The following is a 13,029-nucleotide window of genomic DNA, read 5'->3' as shown; positions in this document are numbered from 1 at the left end:
GAAGGTGTGAAGGTGAATCTAAATAAAAAACATGCATTGAAATTATCGAGGGAATATACACAAGCAAATTTCACATGGATTATTTCTTTAATCCTGACAGTCGTCTTGCTACTGAACAGTTTCAATTTCAAAGAAGGGGAGTTGAAAAGTTCGGTCTTCAGCTTATTTGCGGCTTATGCGTTGTTCACTATCTTTCAAATGATTCTTACGTGGATGGTGAAGCGAGACCTTCTGACAATAGGGGAAATTCGAAGTTCGACAAGAAAGCTCGGCTACATACAGCTGTTTAGTATAATGACGGGGAATATTTTCACTGTAGCATTTGCATTTAATCTTATTAAAAAGAAGAAGACACCTGAATATACGTTTGCCGTTTATATGCTGCTTACTCAGGTTTTTATCATCGCGATATCATCCCTTAATTTATTCAAGTCATATGTGGCGGATTCATTTTTAACGGCAATGATTATCTTGCTAGGAATAATGATTTTTCAAGTCGTGACACTTGTTCTCACAGCGAAATATGTTGAGGAAGAAAGTGCGCCAGCTTGGATGATGATTGTTGCCATATTACTTCTGTTTACCGCATTGACGGGTAATGTTTTTGCACTATTGCTTGGCTATAGCTTGATTTTAAAGGTTCGCAGTCATGATCAGTCTAGGATTTCGAAGTGGAATACGATGTGGGAGAAGATAACCCGCAATTCAACGGCGATACTTGGTTTGTTTTTCATTATTCTCATGTTCTCCATATCCGTTTGCAGTATATTTACGTTTGACTACGATATGGCCGTTGAAAATGATTATGGTGCAATACTTCAAAAACCGAGTCTTGCTTATCCGTTTGGCACTGATAATTTCGGACGGGATTTGTTTTCAAGAATCATCTTTGGTGCAAGAATTTCGCTTCTTGTAGGGTTTGCTTCAACGGCCATTCCGGTTGTTATTGGCGGATTCCTAGGAGCATTAGCCGGGTATTACAGTCAGCGGACGGACAATATCATTATGCGACTGCTTGATGTACTATATGCTGTTCCTGGAATTTTATTGGCAATTTCTATCATTGCGGCATTTGGAGCAAATACGACGAATCTTATTTTAGCGCTTAGTGTGGGGTCCATCCCAACCTATGCCCGAACGATGCGTGCGAATGTCATGATGGTGTCGAACTATGAATTTGTCGATTCAGCACGTGCGCTCGGTTCATCGGACTTCTCTATTATCTTTAGACAGATAGTGCCGAATTCGCTCGCGCCGATGATTGTCAAGGCGACACTGACAATCGGGGGCGCTGTCATCGCGACGAGTAGCTTGAGTTTCTTAGGACTCGGTGTGGAACCGCATATTCCAGAATGGGGAAATATTTTAAAAATCGGTAGCACATACTTGGAATCGCATTCCTATTTAGCTATTATCCCGGGGCTTGCGATTATCTTACTTGTATTATCGTTTAACTTTTTGGGAGATGGATTGCGTGATGCATTTGATCCAAGAATGGATTGAACATAAATACCAAACAATAATAAGGGGGAATTAATAATGAAGAAGAGTTTAATGACGATTTTAATCGCAATTATGGTGGTGTTGGCCGGATGTGTAAGTACGAAGTCGGATGTTTCCGATAAAAAGAATGACAATACAGAACCAAAGACGGATAACAGTAAAGTAGTCATCGAACTTCTGGGTATGGGTTCTGGGGAAGAAGATATGAATATTGTACGAGATCAGCTTATAAAAAATGGCTTTGATGTGAAATTGAATATTCAGCCTGATTACGGAAGCTTCACTGCACAGAAAGATGCAGGGAATTATGATGTCGCATTATCTAGCTGGACGACAGTTACGGGGAACCCCGATTATGCTGTTCGAGCACTGTTCAAATCAGACGGTGATAACAGTATTATGGCTGATGATGAAGTTGATGCATTGATTGAAAAGGCAAGTACAGAAACGTCTGATGAGTTTGCAGAGACATACAAGCAATTAGAACAGCGTCTAGTGTTTGACAAAGCTTATATTGCACCTCTTTATAATTCATTTAAAGCACAGGGAGTTAATAAAGACATTCTAGACGTAGACACAGTTAGGCTTGCTAAATCACGTGCAATTGCCTGGGAACCTATTGATTTCATTGACAAATCAAAAAGAGATACGGATCCATTAATCATTCAGCAAGCTATTGGAACTTTGACGTCCCTCGATCCTATTAAAGGGAACGATGGATCTATCAACACATTGAATACAAATATGTATGTGCGTCTCGTCAACTTGACAGATGATGACGTTGTTGTTTCAGACGGCTCATTATCTTATAATCACAGCATCGCAGAGGGTAATTCAGATTATTACTTCCTTCTTCGTGATGATATCAATTTTGCGTCAATTACAGACGGAAAAGCTGTAGATACTGGTGAACGCGTAGGAGCGGACGATGTCATCTTCTCGATGAATCGTGCAAAAGACCCGAATTCAGTACCGGATCACCGTACGTATAGTTTACATGAACATATTAACGAAGTGGAAGTAGTCACAGATCTATCTGATCTCGATATTTTGCAATCAGGAAGCGATGCAACAGTCAGAGAAGGGCTTGAGAAGAACTTGGATGTGAAAATCGGGGAGCTTGTTTCTGATAAAAAAGAAGCCGATAACGCGACTGGGAAATATCAAGTGGTAAAAATGACAACAACAGCTCCATTCCCACAAGTACTGAACTATTTAGCTCACCAATCTGCTGGAATTGTCTCGAAAAAACAAGTTGAGAGTATTAATACGTATGATGTTTCTTCGTTCGATGTGAGTAAAGACATTCCTTACGGAGATCAGAACACAGTCACAGAGGGTGCTAAATACAACAATACATTGTACGCGAGTGGCCCATATATTTTGTCACACAAAAATGATTACGAAGGTATTTTCTATAAAAACCCTGCTTATATGGTGGGGACAGAGCACGAACCGAAAATTTCAAATGTAACAGTTCGCTTCATCCAAGATCCGGACAGCACGCTTTCAGCTTTACGCAATGGTGAAATCCATATTTTCAACGGAGTCCCAGAAACAAAATACGACGTGGTTGAAGGTGACAGCAAACTATTCTTGCAAAAAAATGATAGTAATGCTGTAAGTTACTTGCTTTTCAATACAAAAAATCGTGAAGTATCAACGAGTGAAGAGTTAAGAAAAGCCGTTCTTTACTCTATCAACCAAGATGAAATTCTGAATTTCTATCAAGGGAACAAGAAGAAGGCTGTTTCTACGGTCAGCCCACTGGTAGACACAGGGAATGAATTGAAGGCAGACCCAGCTAAAGTTCAAGAGTTTCTGAATGATTATAAAGCGGGTAACTAATATCTATTCGTATTATTAATGAAGTGAGACTAAATCCGTTGTTACTAGGATTTAGTCTCACATTTTTTTATTCATATTTTACTTTTCTGTCGACCGATAAAAATCAATCATCGCTTTTTTTCGGTCACCGAGGGTTGCGAACTCACGGGATAATTCTTCATGAATACCGTTTTGATCGATCGTTCTTTTTTTTATTTTTTCGGATAAGGTCTCGTTTTTGTTTGCATCTCGTTCATTGTCTTGTTTCATTAAAATACCTCCTCGTATATTAGAATTAGTTCTTTTTAATATGGCTCGGGAGGACAAATTCATTCATAATTGTGAAAAGGCTATAAAAGGATATGTCACATCATGTTATGTTAAGTCGAATATAGGGTAAATAGTGTATACTTGAACCATTAGAATGCGGAAGAAGGAGATTGACATGAGTTCGAAATATGCGGATGACAGCTTGGCTTTACATACGGATTTATACCAAATCAATATGGCGGAATCATACTGGGCGGATGGAATACATGAACGAAAAGCGGTTTTTGAACTTTTTTTCAGAAATTTGCCGTTCGGTAATGGCTATGCGTTATTTGCGGGGCTTGAGCGAGTTCTCGATTATTTAAGAGGGTTTCATTTTAGTGAAAGTGATCTTGCTTACTTAAAGGATGATCTCGGCTATGAAGACGACTTCACCTCTTATCTAAAGGAGCTACGTTTCACAGGCACTGTTTATTCCATGGCTGAAGGGGAGCTGGTTTTTGCGAATGAACCTATTATTCGCGTGGAATCGACACTTATCGAAGCACAGCTGATTGAGACCGCTCTACTTAATATCGTTAATTATCAGACGCTTATTGCGACGAAAGCAAGCCGCATCAAACAAGTCGTCAAAGACGAAATAGTGATGGAATTTGGCAGTCGGCGTGCACACGAGATGGATGCGGCGATATGGGGTGCACGTGCTACGTTCATTGGCGGCGTTGAAGCGACAAGTAATGTCCGCGCTGGGAAAAGATTCGATATTCCTGTAGCGGGAACGCATGCTCATTCAATGATTCAGGCTTATAAAAGTGAATACGAAGCATTCCATTCATACGCTAAACGTCATAAGGACTGTGTTTTCCTTGTCGATACGTATAATACAGTAAAAATAGGCATTCCGACGGCAATCCAAGTAGCTAAAGAACTTGGTGATAAAATCAATTTCATCGGCGTTCGTTTAGATAGCGGTGATATTTCATTCCTATCCAAGGAAGCGCGCCGTATGTTGGATGAAGCTGGATTCTTGGATGCGAAAGTTTTCGTTTCAAATGACTTGGATGAATATACAATTCTCAACTTAAAAGCACAAGGTGCAAGGGTAGACGTATGGGGAATTGGAACGAAATTGATCACAGCGTACGACCAGCCTGCACTTGGGGCCGTCTATAAAATTGTTTCCATAGAAAACGATGCCGGTGAAATGGAAGATACGATTAAAATTTCGTCGACAACCGAAAAAGTAACGACGCCTGGACGTAAAAAGTTATACAGAATTATTGACCGAGAAAATGGTAAGGCAGAAGGGGATTATATTACGATGTATGATGAAAATCCCGCATCCGAGAAACGCATCAAAATGTTCCACCCCGTCCATACATTCATCTCGAAGTTTGTTACGAATTTTGAAGCGAAGGACTTACACGTCAAAGTCGTGGAACAAGGGGTTATCATCTATAATAATCCGACTCTTCAACAAATGCGTGATTACGCAAAAGACAACTTGGAGTTATTATGGGATGAATATAAACGATCCCTTAATCCAGAAGAGTATCCGGTCGACTTAAGCCAAAAATGTTGGGACAATAAGATGCGCAATATCCAGGAAGTCCAGGAAATGGTGGAAGACTTTATTAATGGCTAAGGAGGTTTGTTGAAGTTGACATTACAAGATAGAATTATCGCTGAGTTAAAGGCGCAGCCAATCATTGAACCTAAAGAGGAAATTCGGAAATCGATCGACTTCATGAAGGAATATGTAAGGGAAAACCCGTTTTTAAATGGCTTTGTTCTTGGAATTTCAGGTGGGCAAGACTCGACGCTTGTCGGGAAACTTGCTCAACTCGCTGTTGATGAATTAAATGATGAAGAGGAGACTAAGCGATTTAAATTCATTGCGATCCGGTTGCCTTATGGTTCTCAGTTTGACGAGGAGGATTGCCAGGATGCATTGGAATTCATTAAGCCATCTCTAATCTACACGATTAACATAAAAGAAGCTGTCGATGCGAGTGAACGTGCATTGACAGCAGGTGGCGTTACATTGACCGATTTTGCTAAAGGAAATGAAAAAGCACGGGAACGTATGAAGGTTCAATACTCAGTTGCGGCCATGCACGATTGTATTGTTCTCGGGAGTGATCATGCGGCGGAAGCCATTACCGGATTTTATACGAAATTCGGGGATGGCGGTGCGGACCTTATGCCGATCTACAGACTGAACAAACGGCAAGGGAAACAACTACTTAAGGAACTTGGCTGCCCTGAACATCTCTACTTGAAAGTTCCGACAGCGGATCTTGAAGAAAATAGGCCGGCTATTCCTGATGAAGTAGCGCTCGGTGTCACCTATGACGATATCGATAATTATCTTGAAGGTAAAAAGTTGCCGGAGGGACCCCGTACAGCAATCGAGAATCATTTTCTCCGTTCAAAGCATAAACGGCATATGCCGATTACAATTTTTGATGATTTTTGGAAATGACTTCAGGGGGCTCCTTATTGGGGCTCCTTTTTATTTTCTAATCAGTGCTTAAGTTGTGTGAGAATTAGATATCCTGTATTATAAAGGTATGTTTTGTTAATTTTCGGACAAATTTAGCGTAATAGACAATTGGGGGAATTGAAATGACACATAAAGAGATGATTGAGAAAGTCTTAACCAATATCGAAAAAGTGATGATTGGGAAAAGAGATATCGCCGAATTAAGTGTTACCGCACTTCTTGCCCGAGGGCATGTCCTACTTGAAGACGTGCCAGGTGTTGGGAAAACGATGATGGTAAAAGCATTGGCTAAGTCAATTGGGGCAGATTTTAAGCGGATTCAATTTACACCGGACTTACTTCCTTCCGATGTTCTAGGCGTTTCAATTTATAACCCTAAAGAAATGGAATTTGAATTTAGGCCAGGACCCATCATGGGGAATATTATTCTAGCCGATGAAATTAATAGGACTTCGCCAAAGACGCAATCCTCTCTATTGGAAGGGATGGAAGAGTCCACCGTGACGATAGATGGAGAAACGATGCGAATTCCGCAACCCTTTTTTGTCATGGCAACACAAAATCCGATTGAATATGAAGGTACATACCCGCTACCTGAAGCGCAACTTGACCGTTTTCTATTTAAACTGAAGATGGGTTATCCGACGAAAATGGAAGAGATTGAAGTACTTGATCGTGCGGAGAAGGCCGTTCCAATTGACACATTAGAAACCGTAGTATCACTTGAAGAATTAATCGAACTCCAAAAGGCTGTAACAGAAGTTAAAGTCGATAATACTATTAAGTCCTATATCGTAGAATGTGCTTCGCAGACGCGTGATAATCCCTATGTCTATTTAGGTGTAAGTCCCCGAGGATCTCTTGCGCTTATGAAGGCATGTCAGGCGTATGCGATGATAAAAGGGAGAACTTACGTTACTCCGGATGATGTCCAGTACTTGTCGCCATTCGTATTTGGACATCGCATGATTTTACGTCCTGAAGCTAAGTATGAAGGGATTTCCACTTCGGAAATTATAGAACGAATTTTGATGAAAGTACGTGTACCTGTAGATAAGGTTCAGCTGAAATGACAACTGTTAGGAAAATGATTGATATTTCGAGCCGGTTACTATTTGTTTTGTTCGTCTTGGTTTCTACATTTGTTTTTGCCATGTTCCAAGGCGGCATGGTCAGTTGGACTATTTTTTATATTATATTGCCTTTTATAATCTATTCTCTGTTACTATTTTTCTATCCAATGTCGAAAATGACTGTGGAACGTACCATTCGGACACCTCATGTGCAAAATGGTGAGAAGTTGATTGTTTCTTTATCTATTAAACGTAAAGATCGATTTCCCTTACTTTATACCGTTGCAAGTGAACAGTGGGCAGAGCCTGAAATAGTTATTTTGGCAGGTGAAAAGTTAAAACGCCTGTTTGTTTTTGGATTCCGTCAAGAAGTTGAGTGGGAATACGAAATTGAAAAAATGCCCAGGGGTGAACATATACTTCAAGGGGTGAAAGTTGAGATTTCTGACTTTTTTGGTTGGCTTCGAAAAACAAGATTTATTGAAGTGGAGAATATGATTCTAGTGTTTCCTAAAATGACTGGTATTCATTATGTTCCATTTAATACACAATATGACCAAGGTACGATGGCCTCGCCATTAAATATTGTCAAAGATACGACGATGGCAACAGGTGTGCGCAATTACCAGTCAGGTGATCGGGTGACATGGATTCATTGGAAGTCGTTTGCTAGAACGCAGACCTTGATGACAAAGGAGTTTGAAGATAGACGATCACAAGAGTTATTTATAATCATGGATAGCAGAGAGTCGAAAATGTTTGAGGAGCTAGTAGAACTTACTGCTTCGATATTGAAAGAAGCATCAAGTCATCAGGCAGATCTTGCCTTGATGACGACGGGCCCTAAACCCTCCTTATTCCCATTTATACAGTCGGAAGAGCAACTTCATATGGCGTTGGTTCACTTGGCAAAGATTAAGCCTGCGAATGAAGCATCATTAGCTGACTTTGGAACCACGTTTCAACACGGGGGCAGTATTGTATTGATCACGGGGAACCCCGATGGGCCTTTCATACAATCAGTTATGCTAAGTGTGGAAAACGTTGAATCTATCATTTGCATGGTCGTAGTGAAACGTGATGATCCAGCATTGCAAAGAATTGAAGAGGATATTAGACTTGCAAAATCGAAGGGAATTACCGTGCATTTATTAGAACAGAAGCAGTTTTCAGATGCTTTTAAAGAGGCGGTGCGATTATGACTGGAGCGCGAATTGATAGGCAACTGCTACTAATTCTTTATATACTGGCATTGATCCTTTTAAGGGAATGGCTAATTCCAGTTATTGAATTGACCAATTCAGATCATTTAACACTGTTTTTATTATTTGTGGCGCTATCATTTTTTTTGGCCTTAATTAAAGCAAAGTGGTGGATAGTCGTTCCTACAAAAATTATTTTCATTGTAGTAGCGACCCATTATGTATTTTTTGAAAAGGTACTATTTACAAAGGAAACACTAGTATACGTATCAGGGGACTTCCTTTCGAATGCCCCAATTATCATGAATGGTGACTGGGAAAGTATTACGAATCCATTTAGAACTGTGTTGTTTTTCGCGCTACTGTGGATGACGACCTATCTGATCCGTCATTGGATTGAAGTAAGGAAAAGTATTTTGCTATTTTATATCATGACTATTCTATTTATAGCGTTCATTGATACGTTCGGTGGATATGCTGCAGGTGGCGCTATTTTCCGAATTATGGTGACGGGGTTATTACTTCTTGGTTTACTTGCGATTACTAGGCTTGCGGAGAAGCACAACACATCAGTTCCAACAGGTGCATTCCTAGCGATATCCGTTCCACTTCTTTTCGCAGTTGTTGTGAGTGGAACGCTTGCCAACATTCTTCCGAAACAAGATCCCATCTGGCCAGATCCGCTACCTTATTTTGAGTCATTTGTACAAGGGAGTGGGGAAGGTGGGGTGGCTAAAAGTGGATACGATACGAATGATTCCACATTGGGTGGTTCGTTTGTGCAGGATTCTACATTAGTCATTGAAGCAAAAGTAGCTAATGAACAATACTGGAAAATTGAAACGAAAAACACATACACCTCAAAAGGCTGGGAACAGGTATCTGTTGACGATTCCCAGACTAGTTATACTCCTGGTATGGAGATAGGGGAAATTGCGAGTCAAGGAAATGTGGACGCTGCAGCCCAACAACTTGCGGATTTGAAGGTGTCAGAAGACTTTTCTTTCATCGTTTATCCTTATGGGATGAATAAAGTATACGCAACAAAGGATGTTGTTTTTCAATACTTGGAAGGGGCAGGAAAGTACAGTACAGAAATTGAGGGCAAGGAAGGGGTCCTAGATTCGTATCAAGTCGAATTCACAGAGCCTGATTACAGCTTGAAAAAGTTAAGGGCTACTAGGATGGAAGATTTTTCGGAGGTAGCTGAAGATTTAACTCAGTACCTACAACTTCCAGAGCAATTACCTGAACGCGTGGAGGAACTTGCAAAAAACATAACAGAAAATCAGGAAAGTGTTTACGAGAAGACGAAGGCAATCGAAAAGTACTTTGGAAGAAATGGCTTTGTTTATACTCAGCAAGGTGTCGCTATTCCAAAAGCAGGCGATGATTATGTAGATCAGTTCCTCTTTGATACCAAACAGGGATACTGCGATAACTTTTCGACGTCTATGGTTGTCATGTTACGCTCAATTGATATTCCAGCACGTTGGGTAAAAGGTTTTGCTCCCGGAGAATTTGTCTTAAATGACGAGGGGGAGAAAGTTTATCAAATTACGAATAATGAGGCGCATTCATGGGTTGAAGCATATATGCCTGGTATTGGCTGGATGCCATACGAACCGACAATTGGATTTAGTAGCTTAACGGATATTGAATATGATATCGAGTTGAACCTTGATGATACACTAACACCGGAAGTGAAAAAGCCTGAACAACCAAAGAAAGAGCAGGCTGAAAAAACGGTTAAAGCAGATAGGAACTTCAAAAATAGTGAGATTTTCAAAACTATGGGTACTTGGATCCGGAATAATATGTGGATAATAGGTGTGATAGGGTTAATAGTTATTTTTGCCGGCTGGCGAATATTCGTTAGTAGGGGAAAGTGGCTGCCTAAAGTGCTAGTTTATGTCCATCGTACTAAACAAGAAGATTGGTTAACATTTACAAAGCGCTATAACAGTTTATTGAAGCAACTGGATCGTTCTGGTTTGAAGCGGGCAACTGGTATGACATTATCTGATTATGCAACGAGTGTTGACAACTACTTCGGTGGAGAAAGAATGAAAATGCTTACAACTGCATATGAAAAGGGTTTTTACGGTGGAAATATAACTGAACACGAATGGGTAGTGTTGCGGGAAATATGGGAAGATTTAATCAATAGGTCTTCGGGTTGATTTTTGTCGTAAATAGAAGTAAGATGAAAAAAGAACAAGCCCAAGGTGCCCTCATATATATCCGATAATACGGTTCGGATGTTTCTACAAGTTACCGAAAATGACTTGGCTATGAAGGTGGATTTAGCTCATTGATATATGAGCTTTGTTCGCTTTTTTATAGATGATGAGACGCGCAGAAAGCTGGACTTTCTGACGCGTTTTTCTCTATTTGAAAAGGCCTTGTGGAACGTTTGGAATATAGTTATGTTGCACGATGAAAAAATTGGTAAAATAGCCGGAAAAGGCTGGAATAATAAAATTAAAAGGAGGTTGTATCATCTTGAAGCAGGACAATATTTTAGTATTGGATTTAGGTAGTAGTGAGAATACGACAATAGCCCGTTGGATTCGTGATTTAGGTGTATATAGTGAGATTCACCCTCATGATATTACATCACAAACGATTGAAGGTTTAAAAACGGTAAAAGGAATTATTTTAAATGGTGGTGAAAATAATATCGTTGATGGTGAAGCGATTGACGTATTAGATGAAATATTCGCTTTAAACATTCCGGTAATTAGTGTGGGTCATCCTTCTACAAAAGCACTTAAAACATTCGAGCAATGGCCAAGTGAAAAGGAAACGAAAGTACTGTTAAAAGATTTCGTGTTCCATACATGTAAGGCAGAAGCTAACTGGAATATGAAAAATTTCATTGATGATCAAGTTGCTTTAATCCGTAAACAGGTAGGCGATAAGAAAGTATTATTGGCTCTTTCAGGTGGTGTAGATTCGTCTGTTGTTGCGGCATTATTAGTTAAGGCAATCGGCAAGCAATTAATTTGTGTGCACGTAAACCATGGTTTAATGCGTAAAAACGAGTCTGAGGGCGTTGTTCAAATGTTCGAAAAAGACTTGGGGGATAACCTTGTTTACGTGGATGCAAGCGAGCGTTTCTTAGGTAAACTAAAAGGGGTAGACGAGCCAGAAGAGAAGCGTAAAATTATCGGCAATGAATTTATTCGCGTATTTGAAGAAGAAGCGCGTAAACTTGAAGGAATTGACTTCTTAGCACAAGGAACAATCTATCCAGATATCGTAGAATCTGGTACGAAAACGCATAAAGTTGTGAAGTCACATCATAATGTTGGAGGACTTCCAGAAGACTTGCAATTTGAATTAGTGGAGCCGTTATTCCAACTATTCAAAGATGAAGTACGTGCGTGTGGTGTTGAGTTAGGTCTTCCGCACGATATGGTATACCGCCAACCATTCCCAGGACCTGGTCTAGGTGTGCGCGTTTTAGGTGAAATTGAGCCTCATCGTCTTGAAGCAGTACGCGAATCAGATGCTATTTTACGCGAAGAATTTGCACTCGCAGGATTGGATCAGAAAGTTTGGCAATACTTTACAATCATTCCGAACTTCAAGTCTGTCGGTGTATGCAACAACGAGCGTACGTATGAATATCCAATCATTATTCGTGCCGTCAACACAGTAGATGCGATGACAGCGACAGTGGAACAAATCGAATGGCCAATTCTTCTGAAAATCACTGACCGAATCATGAACGAAGTAAAAAATGTAAACCGCGTATGCTATGACCTGTCTCCAAAGCCAGGCGGCACAATCGAGTGGGAATAAAATAGAAGATATCGTATAAAACCGAGGATATGGCTCGGAAGTTTCTACCGGGACACCTTAAATTTCCCGACTACGATTCAAATAGAAGGGGGATAACCCTTCTATTTGAATTTGTTTTAGGGAAGCATGCGAAGTACTATCGCATGCTTTTTTTTATCTAAAAAAACTATTTGAAGAGGAAGTTATACATGAAAAAGTATTTTGAGTTCGATAAGCTCGGAACAAATTATCGCCGAGAAGTTATCGGTGGTCTGACAACGTTTCTTGCAATGGCATATATTCTTATTGTCAATCCGTTAATGTTGTCGCTTGATGGCATAACGGGCATTCCGGACGAAATGCGTATGGACAAAGGCGCTGTATTTGTCGCAACAGCATTGGCCGCAGCAGTAGGTTCTTTATTTATGGGACTTATCGCGAGATATCCAATTGGACTTGCGCCGGGTATGGGATTAAATGCATTCTTCGCATTCAGTGTAGTATTGGGTATGGGGATTCCTTGGCAAACAGCATTAACGGGAGTACTTTTTTCAGGTCTCATATTCATTGTATTATCACTTTCTGGTCTCCGCGAAACGATTATTAATGCAATACCTACACAACTTAAGTATGCAGTTGGTGCCGGTATAGGTCTTTTCATTACATTCCTTGGATTTCAAAATGCCAATATTATTGTTGCTGACCCTAACACGCTTGTAACTTTGGGTGATTTAACGAAGGGGCCGACATTGCTGGCGATTTTTGGTCTTGTTATTACAGTAATTATGATGGTTCGAAAGATTAACGGTGCTATATTTTACGGAATGATAACGACTACTATAGTAGGAATGATTTTCGG

Annotated in this window: 10 protein-coding genes and 2 riboswitches (1 of these 12 running past the window's edge); of the genes, 9 read left to right on the top strand and 1 reads right to left on the bottom strand. The window is 40.2% G+C overall.

Annotation, left to right across the window (positions count from 1 at the left end; all coding sequences use genetic code 11):
* The first annotated feature begins 6 nt into the window (after window positions 1–6).
* The gene (locus MKZ26_RS11860; RefSeq protein ID WP_340766317.1) at window positions 7–1,503 is read left to right on the top strand and encodes an ABC transporter permease; all 1,497 of its coding nucleotides are present in this window, start codon (window positions 7–9) and stop codon (window positions 1,501–1,503) included.
* A 36-nt stretch (window positions 1,504–1,539) separates the two neighbouring features.
* Complete coding sequence (locus MKZ26_RS11855; protein ID WP_340766316.1) at window positions 1,540–3,351, top strand: ABC transporter substrate-binding protein; 1,812 nt, start codon at window positions 1,540–1,542, stop codon at window positions 3,349–3,351.
* Between the two features lie 78 nt (window positions 3,352–3,429).
* Here MKZ26_RS11855 and MKZ26_RS11850 read toward each other — a convergent pair whose 3' ends face one another.
* The gene (locus tag MKZ26_RS11850; RefSeq protein ID WP_187046592.1) at window positions 3,430–3,600 is read right to left on the bottom strand and encodes a hypothetical protein; all 171 of its coding nucleotides are present in this window, start codon (window positions 3,598–3,600) and stop codon (window positions 3,430–3,432) included.
* A 175-nt stretch (window positions 3,601–3,775) separates the two neighbouring features.
* Between MKZ26_RS11850 and MKZ26_RS11845 the strand changes: the two genes are divergently transcribed.
* From MKZ26_RS11845 to MKZ26_RS11815, 7 genes are all read left to right on the top strand, one after another.
* Window positions 3,776–5,245: a nicotinate phosphoribosyltransferase gene (locus MKZ26_RS11845; protein WP_067205531.1), complete on the top strand. Its 1,470-nt coding sequence runs from the start codon at window positions 3,776–3,778 to the stop codon at window positions 5,243–5,245.
* A 15-nt stretch (window positions 5,246–5,260) separates the two neighbouring features.
* Entirely contained in the window at window positions 5,261–6,085 is an 825-nt protein-coding gene (nadE, locus tag MKZ26_RS11840) for an ammonia-dependent NAD(+) synthetase (protein WP_340766315.1), read from the top strand.
* Window positions 6,086–6,228: 143 nt separating this feature from the next.
* A complete protein-coding gene (locus MKZ26_RS11835) occupies window positions 6,229–7,179 on the top strand; it encodes an AAA family ATPase (protein ID WP_067205537.1) in 951 nt (316 codons plus the stop codon).
* Entirely contained in the window at window positions 7,176–8,381 is a 1,206-nt protein-coding gene (locus tag MKZ26_RS11830) for a DUF58 domain-containing protein (protein ID WP_340766314.1), read from the top strand. Before MKZ26_RS11835 ends, MKZ26_RS11830 begins: the two co-directional genes overlap by 4 nt.
* On the top strand, window positions 8,378–10,564 hold the full coding sequence (locus MKZ26_RS11825) for a DUF4129 domain-containing transglutaminase family protein (RefSeq protein ID WP_340766313.1): 2,187 nt from the start codon (window positions 8,378–8,380) through the stop codon (window positions 10,562–10,564). The genes MKZ26_RS11830 and MKZ26_RS11825 overlap by 4 nt, the downstream gene beginning before the upstream one ends.
* Window positions 10,565–10,595: 31 nt before the next feature.
* A riboswitch (purine riboswitch) is annotated at window positions 10,596–10,696 on the top strand.
* Between the two features lie 187 nt (window positions 10,697–10,883).
* The gene (gene guaA, locus MKZ26_RS11820; protein WP_340767647.1) at window positions 10,884–12,191 is read left to right on the top strand and encodes a glutamine-hydrolyzing GMP synthase; all 1,308 of its coding nucleotides are present in this window, start codon (window positions 10,884–10,886) and stop codon (window positions 12,189–12,191) included.
* Window positions 12,183–12,284: riboswitch (purine riboswitch) on the top strand. It overlaps the preceding gene by 9 nt.
* A gap of 95 nt (window positions 12,285–12,379) precedes the next feature.
* Window positions 12,380–13,029 carry the 5' end (the start) of an NCS2 family permease gene (locus MKZ26_RS11815; RefSeq protein WP_067205559.1) on the top strand. The gene runs 685 nt beyond the window's last position, so 650 of the gene's 1,335 nt are visible here — the first part of the coding sequence; it begins with the start codon at window positions 12,380–12,382; its stop codon lies beyond the right edge, outside the window.

It is taken from the genome of Sporosarcina sp. FSL K6-6792, from assembly GCF_038004885.1.
Lineage (GTDB): Bacteria > Bacillota > Bacilli > Bacillales_A > Planococcaceae > Sporosarcina > Sporosarcina psychrophila.
This window is presented reverse-complemented; position numbering and strand designations above follow the sequence as displayed.

Bases quoted from the DNA above. Each gene is read 5' to 3' on its own strand.
- MKZ26_RS11855 (WP_340766316.1), top strand. From the start codon at position 1,540: ATGAAGAAGAGTTTAATGACGATTTTAATCGCAATTATGGTGGTGTTG.
- MKZ26_RS11850 (WP_187046592.1), bottom strand. From the start codon at position 3,600: ATGAAACAAGACAATGAACGAGATGCAAACAAAAACGAGACCTTATCC.
- MKZ26_RS11845 (WP_067205531.1), top strand. From the start codon at position 3,776: ATGAGTTCGAAATATGCGGATGACAGCTTGGCTTTACATACGGATTTA.
- MKZ26_RS11835 (WP_067205537.1), top strand. From the start codon at position 6,229: ATGACACATAAAGAGATGATTGAGAAAGTCTTAACCAATATCGAAAAA.
- MKZ26_RS11830 (WP_340766314.1), top strand. From the start codon at position 7,176: ATGACAACTGTTAGGAAAATGATTGATATTTCGAGCCGGTTACTATTT.
- MKZ26_RS11825 (WP_340766313.1), top strand. From the start codon at position 8,378: ATGACTGGAGCGCGAATTGATAGGCAACTGCTACTAATTCTTTATATA.